This is a genomic window from Succinivibrio dextrinosolvens (assembly GCF_900116345.1).
In the GTDB taxonomy this organism is placed as follows: domain Bacteria; phylum Pseudomonadota; class Gammaproteobacteria; order Enterobacterales; family Succinivibrionaceae; genus Succinivibrio; species Succinivibrio dextrinosolvens_B.
Genome location: NZ_FPAH01000010.1, coordinates 70,732 through 90,420, shown reverse-complemented (window position 1 = coordinate 90,420; position 19,689 = coordinate 70,732). Strand labels below are relative to the sequence as shown.

The 19,689-nt window shown below is 43.5% G+C and carries 10 protein-coding genes; 6 read left to right on the top strand and 4 right to left on the bottom strand.

Features of this window, described 5'->3' with window-relative positions:
* Window positions 1-509: 509 nt before the first annotated feature.
* On the top strand, window positions 510-4,013 hold the full coding sequence (locus tag BM308_RS05055) for an autotransporter outer membrane beta-barrel domain-containing protein (protein WP_074943363.1): 3,504 nt from the start codon (window positions 510-512) through the stop codon (window positions 4,011-4,013).
* Between the two features lie 64 nt (window positions 4,014-4,077).
* Here BM308_RS05055 and asnB read toward each other — a convergent pair whose 3' ends face one another.
* Window positions 4,078-5,775: an asparagine synthase B gene (asnB, locus tag BM308_RS05050; protein WP_074943361.1), complete on the bottom strand. Its 1,698-nt coding sequence runs from the start codon at window positions 5,773-5,775 to the stop codon at window positions 4,078-4,080.
* Between the two features lie 375 nt (window positions 5,776-6,150).
* On the opposite strand from asnB, the gene dapF reads away from it, so the two are divergent.
* From dapF to BM308_RS05025, 5 genes are all read left to right on the top strand, one after another.
* Window positions 6,151-7,026 carry a diaminopimelate epimerase gene (gene dapF, locus BM308_RS05045; protein ID WP_074943359.1) on the top strand — a complete coding sequence of 292 codons (876 nt, stop codon included), beginning with the start codon at window positions 6,151-6,153 and terminating at the stop codon, window positions 7,024-7,026.
* A gap of 2 nt (window positions 7,027-7,028) precedes the next feature.
* Window positions 7,029-8,249: an LL-diaminopimelate aminotransferase gene (locus BM308_RS05040; RefSeq protein ID WP_074943357.1), complete on the top strand. Its 1,221-nt coding sequence runs from the start codon at window positions 7,029-7,031 to the stop codon at window positions 8,247-8,249.
* 393 nt (window positions 8,250-8,642) lie between these two features.
* Window positions 8,643-10,052, top strand: coding sequence for a glutamate--ammonia ligase (gene glnA, locus BM308_RS05035; RefSeq protein WP_074943356.1), 1,410 nt, complete (start codon window positions 8,643-8,645; stop codon window positions 10,050-10,052).
* Window positions 10,053-10,116: 64 nt separating this feature from the next.
* Window positions 10,117-14,703: a glutamate synthase-related protein gene (locus tag BM308_RS05030; protein ID WP_074943354.1), complete on the top strand. Its 4,587-nt coding sequence runs from the start codon at window positions 10,117-10,119 to the stop codon at window positions 14,701-14,703.
* Window positions 14,704-16,152 (top strand): glutamate synthase subunit beta, encoded by a 1,449-nt coding sequence (locus BM308_RS05025; RefSeq protein ID WP_074943353.1) that lies wholly within the window; start codon window positions 14,704-14,706, stop codon window positions 16,150-16,152.
* A 90-nt stretch (window positions 16,153-16,242) separates the two neighbouring features.
* Here the strand turns inward: BM308_RS05025 and BM308_RS05020 are convergent, their stop codons facing one another.
* From BM308_RS05020 to BM308_RS05010, 3 genes are all read right to left on the bottom strand, one after another.
* On the bottom strand, window positions 16,243-17,484 hold the full coding sequence (locus BM308_RS05020) for a DUF4026 domain-containing protein (RefSeq protein WP_074943351.1): 1,242 nt from the start codon (window positions 17,482-17,484) through the stop codon (window positions 16,243-16,245).
* A 229-nt stretch (window positions 17,485-17,713) separates the two neighbouring features.
* A complete protein-coding gene (msrA, locus tag BM308_RS05015) occupies window positions 17,714-18,679 on the bottom strand; it encodes a peptide-methionine (S)-S-oxide reductase MsrA (RefSeq protein WP_074943350.1) in 966 nt (321 codons plus the stop codon).
* Window positions 18,680-18,755: 76 nt separating this feature from the next.
* Window positions 18,756-19,550: a MetQ/NlpA family ABC transporter substrate-binding protein gene (locus BM308_RS05010; protein ID WP_074943348.1), complete on the bottom strand. Its 795-nt coding sequence runs from the start codon at window positions 19,548-19,550 to the stop codon at window positions 18,756-18,758.
* Window positions 19,551-19,689 lie beyond the last annotated feature (139 nt).

Sequence of the window (19,689 nt, the reverse complement as noted above, 5' to 3'; positions counted from 1 at the left end):
GAAATAAAATTACATGCCTGTCGATACTGCTCCGTCATCTGACGTAACAGTGTTTCCTGTTCTGAAGGTACATTAATTCTTATTTTTAATGTTTTTGTAAATATCAAAACAGTTTTCTCCAAGCCATATAATCCCTATATTCTAACAGTTATTGTAAAGAAATTCTTTAAGATATATAGCCTGAGTTGGCAGAGTTCCGCCTCAGACTATAAGTCTGAGGTTTCCGCTCTGCTATTTTTTTGATGAACAAGTAGAAATTATCATGTATTTTTTTTATCTTTTTATTTTTCATGTGATTTTTATCTGATTATGTAGAGCTTTTTATGATAACACTATTACAGGATTCTATACTTTAAGTTAGATACTGCATTCATCAAAAAAATAGCAGAGCGGAAAGAAGGCGACCTTTTTAGTCACCCTCTATTTGACCAACTAGTAAGGTCTATTTTTTGAGGCCCTTTTAGATAGAAATAATATTCAAGACCATTTTTAAATGGTGGTGTGATTCTATGTCATTTAAGAAATCTCTACTGGCGATAGCTGTTTTTGAGGTTATCTTCTGCTCAGCTCAGGCTGCAACTGTGAAGTATGTGGATACTTTCGGTAAGCCTATGTTTGCTCTTAATTTCGTAAATGACTATGCTCGACAGGATGAGGAAGGAAATCTCTGGAGTCTAACTGAAGATCAGAGAAATGCAATTGTCGATGCTGCCTCCATCTGGGGAGAACTGTTTGCTAAAAACAGTAGTAATACCACCTATCTGCCAATATCAGTAAAGCTCGCGTATGAAGCAGGTAATATGAACAATGCCTCAGCTGGCTCTGAGGTTGACGTTAATTCTACTTATACTTTACTTCAGAATGGTATTATCACAGGTAGGATTCTTGATAATAATCTCGCTGAATATACGATCAATCAGTCAACCAAAATTGGCTACATGCCATATTTGTACCCTGTTCCTACCATGGAGGTAACACAGGAGTTAACTACAACAACCTTCCATGAACTTTCTCACGCTTTGGGTATTTTATCTGAGACTTCTACACTTACGCAGGTAAAGGACCAATGGGATAATATAAAGGAAGATCCTGATAGTGAGGATCTAGTTAACTTACTTAAGGTTAATCATTATCTTGATGACGATAACGAGTTCAAGCAAGAGATAACAGAAGAGACTCTTAAAACTACAGGGGTTTCAAATAATATGACCGCCTTTGCTTCGCATCTGTGGTCTTTCATGAAGATAAATGGAAATTCAGCTGTAGAAAAAACTAACGAGGCTCCAACACAACTTAAATATTTATCTTGGCTTTCTTATTCTGAAAATCCAGTTGCAGACTCATTTATTGTAGGTCCAGGACAGAAAAGTGGTGTTTACTTTATAGGCCCAAATGTTAATGCAGTATTAAACAAAGCATTACCTGGCGTTCCTGTCAATGGTATGGAAAAGCGTAATGGTTTTGAACTTTCTCATTTAGAACTTGCCCACAGTATGATGAGTCATCAGAATTACCGTAATTACGTTACTCTGATGGAAGCGGAGATGGCTGTATTTCAGGATATCGGCTATAAAATTGACAGACGAAATTTTTATGGCAGCTCATTATATAGTAGTGGTGAGTCCGATAATAAAAATCATTACACAAACACCAATCCTTTCTATGCCCGTAATGCAGAGGGTACAGCATATATTGCAGGAAAGCCTAATACCGCAACTTTAGGTGTAGGTTTTCATCTGTATGGTTCAAATAACATTGTAACCCAGGCAGCCGATCTATTAGCTGACGGAAGAGGCGGTACCGGTATCAGATCAGACGGTTCTGGAAATACAATTATAATTCCATCCTCGACCAGAATTACTGCAAACGGTGATCATGGCACAGGTATTCTTATGTCCTATGGTAAAGACAATACCATTGTAAGCAGGGGAGCTATTCAAGCAACAGGGACAGGTGGAAAGGCGGTAGCCTTTGATTTTGGCGTAAATATGCTTGGCGAGGATGAAGATAGCCGCGGCTCCTACATGAGAACAGTAGATGGAAAAAAAAGTGATATTAGTGGTGAAGTCGATGGATATGAGCTTAATCTTAAAGGACCACTGGTAAGTACATTTGATCTCTCAGGAAGTCTTGAAGGAAGATATGCCTCAATCTATATTGCCGATAATGCGTATGTTGAACAGATTAATGTGTTGAAAGGCGCTTCCATCAAAGGAGATATTATATCTGAGTGGGATCCTAAAGATAAAGATATCAGTGACAGCGCTCCCCAAAATTTGTATATCGATCTGAATTTCGGTTACGGAGTAAAGGCAGATGGAACATCCACAGGCTCAGGAGACAGCTCCTTTGCCATGACTCTGGAAGGTTCAATTGCAGGTTATAAAAGTCTAAAAATCAATCATGCAGCAGGTACTCTCAACATTGAGGGAACTGTAGAGGCATATGAACTTGAAAACAGTGGCTATCTTGCAATTAAAGACTCCGAAGACAAATACAGTGCCTTAATCAAAAATAATTTTACTAATAATGCAAAAGCTTCTCTTGAAACCGGATTCTATGCAGACAGTACTACTGACAAGATAAGAGCAGCAACCGCATCTCTTAACGGCAGCTGGGTCTTAAGACCACATCGTGATTTCTATAGAAATAATGCCAGAATCTCTCCGGAGTTTCCCGTAGTTACGACATCAGCTCCAATTTCGGGTAGTTTTGCACATGTGGGTCTTGTGGGGGCTTTTTCACCAACCCTGAAGATGAGATTAACAGATGATAGCCCTACACATCCGGAAATAGAAATGTACCGTGACATCAATGCTTACTCACAGTATGCCAAGAGTGAAAACGATGCCAGTGTAGGTAGAGCTCTTTACGGAATATCCTCAGTAGCCATGGGAGATATGCAGACTCTTCTAACAACTCTGGATTTCTCTGATATGAGTGGCAGAACGGTTACATCAGCCTTAAGCCAGTTATCTCCTGCTACCTATGACTACGGAACTATGACAGCCTTAAAGGACAGTACTACAGTTACCGGAGAGGTGATGCGTCATATGCAGGGCACTATGCTTAGCTCCAGATACAATAATCTCTACAACAGCGATACACTCATGGCATCCAACAGCTATGATTTGAACTCAGGTCTCAAAGGTGTTTCAGACAGAAAAGTCATAGGCTTCTTTGTCCCATACGGCGATTTCACCAAACAGAAAGGCTCCAATGGTCTGGATGATATGAGAAGCTATTCAGGCGGTGCGGTAATGGGCCTCGAGTGTGTCAGAGACGACGGTATCACCTATGGTGTACATGGCGGTGTAAGTATCAGAAATACAAGAATCAGTGCTGAAAACAAAAGTGAAATCGACAGTCAGGGAGTCTTTGTAGGAATTCATGGAAGTATCTCTCCTGAGGAGTGGGGCGGTTTCTATGCAGATGGGCAGGTCAGGGTAGGATTGTATGAGAATCAGTCAAAACGACAGATATATTTTGATGGTTATTCAAGAACTCCTAAGGGTCGCTACAGCTCCTTCAATACCGGACTGATGATAGGCGGAGGCTATGATTTTACCTATGGTTCCCTAAGCTTCGGACCAATGGTCTATACAGAATATAACTTCATGCATAATCAGGGCTTCACAGAAAAGAATGGCTACGCAACCAATCTGAAGGTAAAAAGCTCTAATAATGATTCCCTGCAGACCACACTGGGGGGACATCTGCTTAAGATGTGGTCACCTAGTCAGGAGATTGGAATTTCCGCTGATTTCAGAGCCGGATTCAAACATGAGTTCCTGGATGATGAGTTCAGAACCAGAGCATCTTTCAGTGACTATGGGGCCTACAGCTTTGATTCTTATACCAAAGGCGCAGGAAAAAACAGTGTTTTCTGTCAGTCAGAGCTTACTCTTGAGAACAGAAAGTTTCGTACATTTGCCTCATTAACCTTAGGCTATGAGCATCACCACAATGCTGATATCTACAACGTAGGTATCAAGGCAGGACTGAGGTTCTGATAAAAAAAACAGGACAGTAGATACTGTCCTGCGAACGATGAGTTAGTTATCTTTTTGATAAAAATTACATCTTATGACCCATTTCATAGGCATTATCGTGAACGTCGGTGACGGTTCTGCCTGAAGGGTCGTTCATCTGAGCAAATTTAGCATCCCAGGCAATAGCAGTCTCTGTTGAGCAGGCAACTGATTTACCGTAAGGGACGGTCTTAACAGCTGATGGCAGCTTGAACAGATCCTCGAAGATCTCTCTGTACAGGTAAGCTTCCTTGGTAACAGGAGTATTTACAGGGAAGCGGGTTTCACGCTCAGCAAATTTTCTGTCGGATACACTCTTTTCGGCATAATCTCTTAGAGCATCGATCCATGAATAGCCAACACCGTCAGAGAACTGTTCCTTCTGTCTCCACAGCACCTCTTCTGGCAGCATACCGTTAAAGGCCTCACGCAGAGCTTTCTTCTCAATGGTGCTGCCCTGACACATCTTGGCGCTAGGCTTGAAGTTCATGGCAATATCCAGGAATTTCTTGTCCAGGAATGGAACACGGCCTTCAACACCCCATGCCATCAGTGACTTGTTGGCACGCAGACAGTCGTACAGATGCAGCTGATCAAGCTTTCTAATCAGTTCCTCATGCATTTCCTTGTCGTTAGGGGCCTTGTGGAAGTACAGGTAACCGCCGAAGATTTCATCTGAACCTTCGCCTGACAGTACCATCTTGATACCCATAGCCTTGATATAGCGGGCCATGAGATACATAGGGGTAGACGCTCTGATTGTGGTTACATCATAGGTCTCAATGTGGTAGATAACATCACGCAGAGCATCCAGTCCTTCCTGAATGGTGTAGTGAATCTCGTGATGAACAGTACCAAGATAGTCGGCTACAACACGAGCCTTCTTTAAGTCAGGTGCGCCTTCAAGACCGATAGCGAATGAGTGCAGACGAGGGAACCATGCATCAGTCTTGCCGTCATCTTCAACACGTTTCTGTGAGTAATATTTAGCAATAGCTGAGATTACTGATGAATCCAGACCGCCTGATAGCAGTACACCGTATGGAACGTCACACATCAGCTGGCGACGAACCGCATCCATCAGACCATCTTTTAGAACCTTAACATCATCAGTACCGTTCTTTACGTTCTCGTACTCGGTCCAGTCTCTGAAGTAGTACTGCTTGAACTCGTAATCTCCATCCTTGGTATAGATGTAGTGTCTTGGAGGGAATTCCTTTACAGAATCACAGACCTTAACCAGAGCCTTCATTTCGGAAGCAATATAGAAACGGCCTTCGCGATCGGTACCCACGTACATTGGGTTGATACCCATATGGTCACGGGCTGCAAAAATAGTGTTGTCTTCCTCATCATAGATAACAAAGGCAAAGTCTCCTACAAGACGGTCAACAAAGTTTTTGCCGGTACGCTTGAATTCCTCATATAAAGGAAGAATAACCTCACAGTCAGAACCGGTCTTGAACTTGTAGTCTACGGTAAGTTCGGTCTTTAACTGCTTGTGATTGTAGATTTCGCCGTTTACAGCAAGGATGTGCTTACGATTCTCATTATATAAAGGCTGTGCACCGTTCTGTGGATCAACGATGGATAGACGCTCGTGAACAACGATGGCATGTTCACCCTGATAAATACCTTCCCAGTCAGGGCCTCTATGAAGCTGAAGTCTTGAATTTTCAAGAGCTGTCTGCCGTAGTGACTCTGAGTTTTCCTTAATATCAAATATTCCAAATATAGAACACATAACAGCCTCTCTAATCTTGTGTGAATTTCTCTTTATTCTAGAGGGAAATTTTCTACTCCGGTTTATTAAGCACTTATTGGGTGCATTTATTAAAAACGAATGAATAATAAATTATAAAATCTAAATTTAATAAATTACTTAATAAACAAATAGTTATATAAAACTCCCCAAAAGAGTTATTTTTTAAATTTCAAATAAATTCTTTAAAAACAGTGTATTAGATAAAAAACATGATTATCCATACACAATTTTATTATGTTCTATTTTAGTGCTAACTGCACTTTAAATAAACATTAGATATAAACTAATTAAAACAATGCTTAAATATGGTGCAATATTTAATAACTCAAAAAGGTTTCAATTCAGGAGCATTTTATGAAATTCACAAAAATGCAGGGCTGCGGCAATGATTACGTATATATGGATACTTTCAGCGAGCCGGTTAAAGACCGCAGCGCTATGGCACAGTTACTTTCAAACAGAAATTTTGGAATAGGTTCAGACGGACTTATCTTTATCAATCCTTCAGACAAAGCCGACTTTGAGATGGAAATGTACAATCTTGACGGCTCAAGAGCTCAGATGTGCGGCAACGGTATCCGCTGTGTGGGTAAATACGTTTATGAGCATGGCCTTACTGATAAGACAGACTTTACAGTAGATACTCTGGCAGGCTTAAAGCATCTGCATCTTAGCCTTAGCGAAGGTGAAGTTTCACTTGTCAGTGTGGATATGGGCGGTGCCACTATTATTCCTGAGCAGATCCCTGTAAAGCCTGATGAGTTTGAGGATTATTCAGATGGCATAGGCTCCTCCATTGAGGTTTTAGGAAAGACCTATAAGGTTACTCCTGTAAGTATGGGGAATCCTCACAGTGTCTGTTTTATAGATGAGGATGTGGAGAGCTTTGATTTGATGAGAATCGGTCCTGCCTTTGAAACACATCCTGCCTTCCCAGAGAAGGTCAATGCTGAATTTGTAAACATAAAGGACAGAACTCACATCAAGGTGCGTGTATGGGAGCGTGGTTCAGGGGAAACCTGTGCCTGTGGAACAGGTGCATGTGCCTGTGTTGTAGCTGGTGTGTTAAACGGTCTTCTGGACAAAGAGGTCTTTGTTGAGATGAAGGGCGGAGTTCTCAGAGTTACCTGGGACGAGATCGAGAACAAAGTTACCCTGGCAGGTCCAGCTGTGACAGTTTTTGAAGGTGAAACCATAAATATTCAGAAGCCATATAAATTTGCGGAGTAAAAATGTTAAAAGTTAATCAGAATTATTTAAAACTGCCTGGTTCATATCTTTTTTCCGATATTGCTAAAAAAGTTAAAGGCTATAAGGAAGAGCATCAGGGACAGGAAGTTATTTCCCTGGGTATCGGTGATGTTACCAGACCACTGACTCCTTCCATCATCAAGGCTCTGCATGATGCTGTGGATGATATGGCCGATATTGAGCGCTTCCATGGTTACGGTCCGGATTTAGGCTATTCATTCCTCCGTGAGAAAATTGCAGAATTTGATTTTAAAAGACGCGGCTGTGAGGTAAGTGCCGATGAGATTTTTGTCTCAGACGGTGCCAAGAGTGATTCAGGCAATATCCAGGAAATCTTTGCTGAGTCCTGCTGTATCGCTGTAAGTGATCCTGTTTATCCTGTGTATGTGGATTCAAATGTCATGGCCGGCAGAACCGGAACCTATGATCCAGATTCCACAAGATGGTCGGATGTGGTCTATATGCCTTGTACCAAGGACAATGACTTTGTTCCTGATCTGCCAGAGAGAACACCGGATATTATCTATATCTGCTCTCCAAACAATCCGACCGGAAAAGCTCTGACAAAGGCCCAGCTGCAGATCTTTGTTGATTATGCTCTTAAAAATAAGTCTGTAATTCTCTTTGATGCTGCCTATGAGGCCTATATCAGCGATGAGAATGTTCCTCATTCTATATACGAGTGCGAAGGTGCCCGTGAATGTGCCATTGAAATGAGATCATTCAGTAAAAATGCAGGCTTTACCGGCGTTCGTCTTGGCTATACCGTTGTGCCTAAGACTCTTGTGGATGCTGAAGGCAAATCTCTTTATGCTCTGTGGGCCCGTCGTCACGGTACCAAATTCAATGGCGCTTCCTATATTCAGCAGCGCGCAGGTGAAGCTGTCTATACCGCAGAAGGACAGAGGGAAATTGAAGGACTGGTTTCCTACTATATGGAAAATGCCAGAACCATCCGTGATGGTCTGACTAAAGCTGGTTATACAGTTTACGGTGGTGTGAATGCACCTTATATCTGGGTTAAGACTCCTGAGAAGATGACAAGCTGGGAGTTCTTTGACTATCTGCTGCATAACGCTCAGGTGGTTGGCACTCCAGGCAGCGGATTTGGTCCAAGCGGAGAAGGATATTTCAGACTTACCTCCTTTGGTTCTCATGAGAATACCAGAAAGGCTGTAGAGCGTATTGTCGCTCTCGGTTAGTTTCTATAAGCACTATTTTGGTTAATTCAAAACATGCAGTTTAATACTGCATGTTTTGTGCTTTAATTAGGTGCAAATCTGTATTCTTAATTATCCTAAAACTCTCCTCGTAATAATTCAGAAATAGCATTATAAGGCTGTATTAAGCCTCTTTTCAGTATTAAACCTTCCGAAGAAATCCTCTGCCAGTTCTAAATATCTGCTTGTAATAAGCTGTTAACTTGTTGATATACAATGATATCCCTTTAAAATGCACAAAAATAAAACATTCGTATATTTATGTCTACTAAAATAGTGCAAATTAAAGTTTTCTTTTGACTATGTCACATTTACATTTCACAATCACACTAACTTATCGTGTGTTTAGTGATTTGATTTTTAATGGAGTCAAAAATGGATTTTAAAGCAGTACAGTCTCTTATTGACGAGCATGACGTTGAATTTGCAGATTTAAGATTTACCGATACCAAGGGTAAGGAACAGCATATTACTCTGCCTATCGATTGTGTAACTGAAAAATTCTTTGTTCAGGGCAAGATGTTCGATGGTTCATCAATTGCCGGCTGGAGAGGTATCGACAAGTCAGACATGATTCTGATGCCTGATATTGAAACAGTTCAGCTTGACCCTTTCTACGCTGATCCAACCCTGATTATCCGCTGTGATATTCTGGATACTGAAACTCTGACCGGTTATGACCGTGACCCTCGTTCTGTAGCAAAGCGTGCAGAGACCTTCTTAAAGTCAACTGAAATCGGTGATGCCGCTTACTTCGGTCCAGAACCAGAGTTCTTCCTGTTCGATGATGTTCGCTTCAAGTCAGATATTTCAGGTTCATTTGTTTCTATAGATGACGTTGAGGCAGCATGGAACAGTGCAACCGAATATGAGGGTGGCAACAAGGGCTATCGTCCTGCAGTTAAGGGGGGCTACTTCCCTGTTCCTCCTGTTGATTCTTCACAGGATATCCGTTCTGCAATGTGTAAGATCATGAAGCAGATGGGCCTTGTTCTGGAAGCTCATCACCATGAGGTGGCAACTTCAGGTCAGAACGAGATTGCAACTCAGTTCAACTCTCTAACCAAGAAGGCTGATGAGGTTCAGATTTACAAGTATGTAGTTCAGAACGTTGCCTTCAAGTACGGCAAGACCGCTACCTTCATGCCAAAGCCAATCTACGGAGATAACGGTTCAGGCATGCACTGCCATCAGTCAATCTTCAAGAACGGTGAGAACGTATTTGCCGGCAACCTGTACGGCGGACTGTCACAGACAGCTCTATGGTATATCGGCGGTATTATCAAGCACGCTAAGGCCCTAAATGCCTTCACCAACCCATCAACCAACTCCTACAAGAGACTGGTTCCTGGCTTCGAGGCTCCTTTAATGCTTGCTTACTCTGCTGCTAACCGTTCAGCTTCAATCCGTATTCCTTACTCAATCAATCCTAAGGCAGCCCACATTGAGGTTCGTTTCCCAGACTGCACCGCCAACCCATATCTGGCCTTCTCAGCAATGCTGATGGCAGGTATCGACGGTATCCGCAACAAGATCAACCCTGGTGATGCTATTGATAAGAACCTGTACGATCTACCTCCAGAGGAGGCTGCAAACATTCCTCAGGTATGTACTTCACTTGAAGAGGCTCTAAAGGCTCTGGCTGCAGATCATGACTTCTTAACTGAAGGCGGTGTATTTACTCAGGATCTGATTGATTCTTATATCGAATTAAAGCGTGCTGAGGATACCAGAGTACGTTCAACTCCACATCCAGCTGAGTTTGAACTTTACTACAGCCTGTAAGCTGAAGCATCTAACTTATAAATAACAATAATATTTTTTATGTATTACCCAAAATAGGTGACAAATGGAAGCAAATCCAGGATTATACAGAAGTGAGTATGAACATGATGCCTGCGGTGTTGGTTTTATCGCCAACATTAAAGGTCAGAAATCTCATAGCATTGTTAGTCAGGGACTTGAGATTCTGAAAAATCTAACCCACAGAGGCGCAGTTGGAGCTGATCCTCTGCAGGGGGACGGCGCAGGTATCCTGATTCAGCTTCCAGATAAACTGTATCGTGACGACATGGCAAGCCGAGGCATTATCCTGCCTCCTTGCGGTGAGTATGGTGTGGGCATGGTCTTCCTGCCTCAGGAAGAGGCTTCAAGACATGCCTGTGAAGAGGAAATTGAAAGAGCTATTCTGGCTGAAGGTCAGATTATCTTAGGCTGGCGTGATGTTCCTGTAAACAAGGACATTCCGATGTCTCCGGTTGTAAGACAGAAAGAGCCTGTCATAAGACAGATCTTTGTGGGCCATTCTCCAGATATTCTGGTAACTGATGCCTTAGAGCGAAAGCTTTATGTCATCAGAAAGAGCTCATCAATTGCAATTGCCAATCTGAACTTAAAGCACTGCAAGGAGTTCTATATTTCCTCCTTCTCTGCCCGTACCATCGTCTACAAGGGACAGCTTCTGGCAAATCAGGTGGGTGTCTACTATAAGGACCTCTCTGACAGCCGTTGTGTAAGTGCTGTGTCCATGATTCATCAGCGCTTCTCAACCAATACCTTCCCACAGTGGGCTCTGGCACATCCTTTCAGAATGATTGCTCATAATGGTGAAATCAACACCCTAAGAGGCAACTTCAACTGGATCAGAGCTCGTGAGAAGAATATTTCGTCACCTGTTTTCGGTAAGGATTTAGAAAAGCTCTGGCCTTTAATTTTCCAGGGCCAGTCAGATTCTGCCTCCTTTGACAATGTCTTTGAGCTTCTGACTATGTCTGGCTATTCACTGGCTCAGGCTGCCATGATGATGATTCCATCAGCCTGGGAGAAAGACCGTCTGATGGATCGTAATCTCAAGGCATTCTATGAATACTATGCTGCTATGATGGAGCCATGGGATGGTCCTGCAGCAGTTGTATTCACTGATGGCCGTCAGATCGGAGCAACTTTGGATCGCAACGGATTAAGACCTGCAAGGTACATTGTAACCAAGGATGACATGGTTATCCTTGCCTCTGAAGAGGGTACTCTGAACATTGACGAATCCCGTATCGCCAGCCATTTAAGACTGGAGCCTGGCCGTATGCTTCTGATTGATATGGAGCAGGGAAGAATCATTGGTGACAATGAGATTAAGAATCTGATTGCCACTGCAAGACCATATCAGGAGTGGACTGACAAGGTCAGAATCAGACTTACCGACATTAAGGAAAAGCCTGTTACCGAGTCATTAAAGCTTAATAACAAGGATCTGATGCGTGTGTTTGGCTACACCCGTGAGGATGTGGAAAGATTGTTGAAGACCAAGGCAATTTCAGGTCAGGAACCAGTGGTTTCCATGGGTAATGATGCCCCTCTGGCAATTCTTTCCTCAAAGCCAAGCTGCTTCTATGATTATTTCAGACAGCTATTCGCTCAGGTTACCAATCCTGCAATTGATCCTATCCGTGAGGAGATGGTTACATCCTTGGTTTCCTTCATCGGACCTCGTCCGGATCTTCTGAATATCATGGATAACAATCCTCCTGTAAGACTGGAGGTTGATCAGCCTATTCTAAACAGTCAGGAAATCGAGAAGATCAGAAATATCGGTAAGTTCACCGGTAACAAGTTCAGAAGTGTGGAACTTGATATCACCTATCCGGTTTCCTGGGGCAAGAACGGTATTGAGGCAAGACTGGCCTCCATCAGAGCTGCAGCTGTGGATGCGGTTAAGACTGGCAACAACATTCTGATCCTATCCGACAGAAATGTAAGCCGTCAGCGTCTGGCTATTCCTGCTCTGCTTGCAACCTCAGCTGTTCATCAGTGTCTGGTTGAAAAGGGACTTAGAACTAGCACCGGTCTTGTGGTTGAAACAGGTTCAGCCAGAACAGTTCATCATTTTGCGTTACTGGGAGGCTACGGCGCCGAGGCTGTTCATCCATATGTTGCACTGAATGTTGTAGCTTCCCTGGGCAAGGATGCAAAACAGTCCGAACTCTTTGTGGACAACTACATTCACGCAATTGATAAAGGTCTTTACAAGACCATGTCAAAGATGGGTATTTCCACCTATATGTCCTATATCGGTGCCCAGATCTTTGAAGCAGTCGGTCTGTCCTCAGAGTTTGTTGATAAATACTTCAAGAACACTCCAAGTCCAATTGAGGGCGTAAATCTGTTCGATATTGCTGATGAAGCAGTTAAAATCCACAGAAAAGCCTTTGAAAAGGATGCAATTCACGATGATTCCTTAGATCAGGGCGGTGAGCTTAACTGGAGATATGACGGTCAGGAACATATGTGGACTCCTGAGGCTGTGGTTCATCTGCAGCGTTCAGTACGCTCAGGTGATTATGAGGAATACAGGAAGTATGCTCAGATTATCAACGATCAGAGTAAGCGTCTTATGACACTGCGCGGTCTGTTCAGCTTCAAGAATACCAATCCGATTGATATCAGTGAGGTTGAAAGTGAGGAGAGCATTATCCATCACTTTGCCTGCTCTGCAATGTCTATTGGAGCTATCTCAACTGAAGCCCACACCACCATGGCAATCGCCATGAACCGTCTTGGCGCCATGTCCAACAGCGGTGAAGGCGGTGAGGATCCTAGACGTGACACAGTTATTGACTCAGATACCTCAACCAAGGCTATTCTTGGTGATGATATTGTGGTTGATATCCCTCTGCACAAGGGAGATTCTCTTCGTTCAAAGACCAGACAGGTTGCTTCAGGCCGTTTCGGTGTAACCACTGATTATCTGTCAGGAGCTGAGCTTATTCAGATTAAGCTTGCTCAGGGAGCAAAACCTGGTGAAGGCGGTCAGCTGCCAGGCCATAAGGTTTCTCCTTATATCGGTAAGCTGCGTCACTCTCTGCCTGGCATCGGTCTGATTTCACCTCCTCCTCATCATGATATTTACTCAATTGAGGATCTTGCTCAGCTGATCTTTGATCTGAAACTTGCCAATACCAAGGCGGATATTTCAGTTAAGCTGGTATCCGAGGTGGGTATCGGCACAGTGGCTGCCGGTGTGGCCAAGTGTAAGGCTGACCATATCGTAATCTCCGGTCATGACGGCGGTACCGGTGCGGCTCCTGCCTCATCTGTAAAGTATGCCGGATCTGCCTGGGAAATCGGTCTTGCCGATGTTCAGCAGACTCTGGTTATGAACAGACTGCGTTCAAGAGTTAAGCTGCAGGTTGACGGTCAGATCAAGACCGGACGTGATGTCATCATCGGCGCTCTGTTAGGTGCTGACGAGTTCGGTTTTGGTACAGCTCCACTGGTATGTATGGGCTGCACCATCATGAGAAAGTGCCAGAAGAATACCTGTCCTACCGGTATTGCAACACAGGATCCGCTGCTGCGTAAACAGTTTATCGGCAGACCGGAGCATCTTGAGAACTATTTCCATTTCGTAGCCCGTGAGGTTCGTGAGCTTTTAGCAGAACTGGGCTTCAGAAAGCTTGATGATCTGGTTGGTCATGCAGAACTGCTGCAGAAAAAGGATACTGACGAGTTTGAAAAGGCACGCAACCTGTCCTTTGAGAAGATCTTCTATGTTGATCCAAAGGCTCAGGATAAGCTGCATCATGTAATATCTCAGCAGCACGATATCGATTCAGCCTTAGACAAGAAGTTTGAGGCTAAGGTTGAGGCAGCCCTGTCTAAAGGTGAGGCGGTTACCATTGAAAGCTCAATTGGCAACACCAACCGCTCCTTTGGTACCTATACCTCAGGTCTTGTAAGTGCTTCTAAGAAGGAGCTTGAAGATGGATTTATCTCCTACAGGCTCAAGGGTATTGCCGGTCAGTCCTTCGGTGCCTTCCTCAAGAAGGGCGTGTCCTTAAGTCTGTGCGGTACTGCCAATGACTATGTGGGCAAGGGACTTTCAGGCGGTATCATCAGTGTCTTTAAGAGCAGCTCCTTTGAGGGTGATCCTCAGAAGAACATTATCGCCGGTAACACCTGTCTTTACGGTGCAACCTCAGGTAAGGCCTTCTTCAGCGGTGTTCTGGGTGAGAGATTCGCGGTTCGTAATTCCGGTGTGGATGCCGTCTGTGAAGGCTGCGGCGACCACGGCTGTGAATATATGACCGGCGGTACCGTAATGGTACTGGGCAGAACGGGACGTAACTTCGGTGCCGGTATGACCGGTGGTATTGCCTATGTGTATGATCCTGACCATGAGTTCAGATCAAAGCTTGCCAACGGTGATTTTGATGTTGAGAACGTTGTAACCGCCGATAAGGCTGATCCATTGATTCCTCTGCATAAGAACCTGTCTGATGAGGTGATTATTAAGGATTTACTGAAAAATCATCTGAATAATACCTCAAGCAGGATTGCCAAGAAGATTCTGGAGAATTTCTCTTTGGAACTTGGCAACTTCGTAAAGGTATTCCCTCATGAATACATGAATGCCTTAAAGTCTTTAAAGGAGGTAAAGTAAATGGGTTTTGTTAGAGGCTTTATAGAGTTTGCCCGTGTTGACATGCCTCATGTTCCTGTAGAGGAACGTGTGAAGAGCTTCTGTGAAATCTACGGAACTCTTCCTGATGACAAGGCAAAAATCCAGGCAGGCCGCTGCATGGACTGCGGCATTCCTTTCTGTATGCATGAGTGTCCGCTGCATAACGATATGCCTGATTTCAATGATTTTGTCTGTGAGGGTGAATACAAAAAGGCTTACACCGTTTTATCCTCAACCAACAATTTCCCTGAGATCACCGGCAGAATCTGTCCTGCTCTGTGTGAGGAGGGCTGTACTTTAGGTATCCACAGAGATCCTGTGGGTATCAAATCAGTAGAGCGCAAGATTGCAGAATATGCCTTTGAGCATGGCTATGTAAGAGCTCAGACTATAAGTGAGCGCAGCGGCAAGAAAGTTGCTGTTGTAGGCTCTGGCCCTGCCGCCTTAGCTGCAGCTCAGCAGCTGAACCGCTATGGCCATGACGTGGTGGTCTTTGAGAAGATGAACAAGATTGGCGGTCTGCTGCGTTACGGTATTCCTGATTTCAAGCTGCCTAAGGACGTGCTGGACAGACGTATTGCTCTTTTAGAGCAGGAAGGTATTGTCTTTAGAACCAGTTCCATGGTGGGTTCAATTAAAGAGCTTGAGAACGGTGTTCACAATGACTCTGTAACTGAAATCAGAGGCTCTGAGCTTTTAGAGCAGTATGATGCTGTGGTTTTAGCTCCTGGTTCAGAGACTCCTCGTGATCTGAAGATCCCTGGCCGTGAGCTTAAGGGCATTCATTTTGCTCTGGATTTTCTAATCGCTCAGAACCGTGAGAACAACGGTGACTGTGTAAATCCTATAGATGTTAACGGCAAGAATGTGGTTGTAATCGGTGGTGGTGAAACTGCCTCAGACTGCATCGGTGTATCCATCAGAAAGGGAGCAAAGTCTGTAACCCAGCTTGACTACCATGAGGAACTGCCTGAGAGCGTTGATATCACCATGGCCTGGCCGGACTGGAGACGTATCAAGCGTACCTCAAGTTCTCATGAGGAGGGCTGTACCCGTCTGTTCTCAACCAACACTCTTGAGTTTAACGGCAAGGGCAAGGTTAAGTCAGTAAAGGTTAACAAGGTTAAATGGACCGCTCCCCGCAAGTTTGAGGGTATCGATGGTACTGAATCCTCCATTGATGCGGATGTTGTTCTGATTGCTATGGGCTATGCTCATCCATCAGCCTCTCTGGTTAAGGAGTTTAGTTTAGAAACCGATCAGAGAGGTAACATTCTGGCTAAAACCGAAGGTGAGGATGCCTACAGAACCAGCAACCCTAAGGTATTTGCCGCAGGCGACGGCCGCAAGGGTCAGTCTTTAGTGGTATATGCCATAGCTGAAGGCAGAAGATGTGCTGAGTCAGTAAATGCCTTCTTAAGAAAATAAGAGTCCTCTCAGGTAAAAGCTCATTTCCTTTTTTTCACTTTGACATAGGTTGGGAAATGAGCTTTTCTTTTTCTGTAAACTCTATTTTGTCTAAGCTAAACGGTAGACATCATCCGGGGTGATACAGTTTCCTTTGGAGAAGATTTCCCAGTCTGTAATAGCCTCAAATGGATAGGTGCCGATATCTCCTTCCTTTATGCCTTTAACGTAGTAGGCTTCCTGAGTAAGCTCGGCTACAATAGAATCCTTCTTAATCTCCTTAAGCTCAAACCAGATATGCTCTTTCTCCGAGTCTTCCTCAATGAATTCTTCGTCTTTCTGCAGGGCGATTTTGACAATGATGACATTCTCCTTGTCCTCTGCTGCCTTGAATAAATAAGGAAGTCTCTCAATGGCAAGATCGCTCATGCGTTTTGTTTCCTCATTGGAGATCATGAACATCGGATTCTGTTCAAGGTAAGGATCAAACTCCTGAATTGGAGTATATTCTTTTGCCTCTGCATCATCTGGTCCCATATACATCATCAGCACGTAGGTATCCTCGCTGTGATAGTTGTCCTCATCCTCAGCTCGATCCTCCTCTGTTCCGACGGTAGCTTTAGGGTAGTATTTCAGAGCCTCCCTCCAGTCAACTGCGGTACATACCAGATACATATCCGCTGCCTGTCCAATGAATACTGCCTCACCTGGTTCAATTCTTTCATCATCATCGAGCATTCTGAAGGCAAAGGTTTCGATAATACGGTAATGATCCTCGTATTTATCCCTGCTTGAGCAGAGAATTTCCAGCTCATAAAGTCCGCAGCGTCTTAATCCGTGGGTGTGCAGCCAGAGCTCATCATCTCCGTTTGATACTGCCTGTACGGTAAAGAGATATCTTGGGGAAGGGAGGGTTTTTGACTTTGCTGCAAAGGATACCCATTTACCGGATAAGAGCTTTTCAGCAGGGCAGTCCATAACTGCAAGAATTTCATCTGGAAACATGGCGTTGATGATACGGATCTGATCATAGAAACATTGTGTACTGCTGCCTTTGAAATCCATGCTGACACCAAGTCCCATTCTGGCTTCATCAATCTGTTTAAGCTCTTCCTCTGAGAAGGCATGGGCCGGTCTTACCATCTCGGGAATTTCAACTTCAGTAGGATCGAGGTCGACCTCGTAGACATTATCATCGATTTTCAGAGTCAGAATCAGGCCTCTTTCCTCATCCGTATTGATATCCTTAATCTGGATATCCTCACTCTGCATTAAGTTCTCAAGAGGTTTTTTAGGATCATGCATGTCCTCTTCATGCTTGGGAATGATAATCATGTAGGAAGATTCTTTCACTTTGTTCTGCCTTATGAACCATGAAGGTTCAGATTGTAATTTGATTTTCTTGATAAACAGATAATCCTATACTCCAAGACTTAGTGGGAAGATATCATTGAGGATGATGTCAGAGGATGGTGCAGAGTGACAGACAGAAATTCAGATCTGCCTGATGATACCGACAGATCTGAATAAAACTGATACCGTAGTATCAGGGAGGGAATCTCTTTAAAATCAGAGAATTAGGTTATTCAACAAGAGCCTTGAATTCAGCATAGCCTTCCTCATCCATTCTGTCGTAAGGAATGAATCTTAAGGCTGCACTGTTGATACAGAATCTGATTCCGCCTTTATCCTTTGGTCCGTCAGTAAAGAAATGTCCCAGATGGGCATTGCTGGTTTTACTGCGTACTTCAATTCGCTGACGGTTATCGCTCTCATCGTGATGCAGGGATACTACTGACTGATTGATTGGAGCACTGAAGGCTGGCCATCCACAGCCTGATTCATATTTGTCAGTGGACTTGAAAAGTGGCGCTCCGGTGATTACATCCACATAGATTCCTTTTTCAAAATGTCTGTCATACTCTCCAGTAAAAGGCTTTTCAGTTGCGCTTTTCTGAGTGATCTCATAAGCTTCTTCAGTGAGTTTTTCCTTAAGAATCTCACGCTTTTCAACAGTATATTTATCCTGATCAATAAAGCGGCTGTTGTCTGCCTTCAAATCAGAAAGGGATAGAAAATCTACGTGACAGTAGCCTTCAGGATTTTTCTTGAGGTAGTCCTGATGGTATTCCTCTGCCTCAAAGAAGTTCTCAAGAGGTTTAATCTCTAAGGCAAACTGTTCCTCGTATTTGCGCTGTTCATAGTCAACAGTCTGTCGGATGATATTTAAATCAGACTCATCTGTGTAGAATATGCCGGTTCTGTACTGAGTTCCAAAATCCTCTCCCTGGTGATTTACCGCTACAGGATCGATAATCTTAAAGAACTGGGTTAATAGAGTCTTAAGGGAGACTTTGTCGGTGTCATAGACTACCTCTACTGTTTCGGCAGCTCCGGTATTGCCGGTTTTTACTTCCTTGTAGCTTGGATTTTCAACTTTTGAATTGGCATAACCGCTCTTTGATGATTTGACTCCGTCAATTCTTGAATAGTACTCGGATACCCCCCAGAAACATCCGCCTGCAAGATAGATTGTCTTAATGCTCATATTCTTTCTCTTACCTTTTATATAAGTATTTATTGTTGAAGGACAGGGAAGCCCCTGTCCGTACTTTTAGTTAAATTTAGAAAGCAGGTACTACTGCACCGTCATACTGCTTTTCAATGTATTTCTTTACATCTGCGGAGGTTAACTCATTTATTACCTTCTTCAGATCGTCATCCTGAGCAATGCTCTTGTTTGCAATTACAAGATTGACATAAGGGGAGTCTTTCTGCTCGATAAAAAGGGCATCACGGGATGGATTCAGATTAGCTCCCAATGCATAGTTGGTGTTGATGACCGCTGCATCAACATCTGCCAGTGCTCGAGGTAGCTGAGGGGACTCAATCTCCTTAAACTGCAGATTCTTAGGATTCTTTACAATTGAGAAGGTGGTGGCGTCAATTGCATGCGGATCTTCAAGAGTAATCAGGCCTGCACTCTGTAGCAGAAGCAGGGCTCTACCGGTATTGGTAGGCTCGTTTGGAATAGCCACTACAGCTCCGTCCTTAAGATCTTTTAAGGATTTGATGCTGTTTGAATACAGTCCTAAAGGTTCAATATGAATACCTGCAACTTCAACCAGGTTCTTGAGGTTATGATCCTTTTCAAACTGCTCATACCAAGGACGGGAAGCAAAATAGTTGGCATCGAGCTGTCCGTCTTCTGTGGTTAAGAATGGCTGGATATAATCGTTGAATACTACTACCTCAAGGTCGACGCCCTGCTCTTTGAGTTTTGGTTTAATGTACTCTAAAACCTCTGCATGAGGAATTGGAGTTGCTCCGATCTTAATGGTTTTTGCCTGTGCTGATACTGATAAGAATGAGGTTGCAGCGAATACAATTGAAGCTGCTAATACAGAAATTTTGCGCATAATAGTCTTCCTATGATCTAAAAATCTTAGTAAAAAAATAAACTGGTTAAACTTTGAAAAAGGTAAATCTAGAAGATAGATTTAAAAATGATTTACATGCACATGAGGGTGCAACTGTGACAGGTACACATTGAAGAGG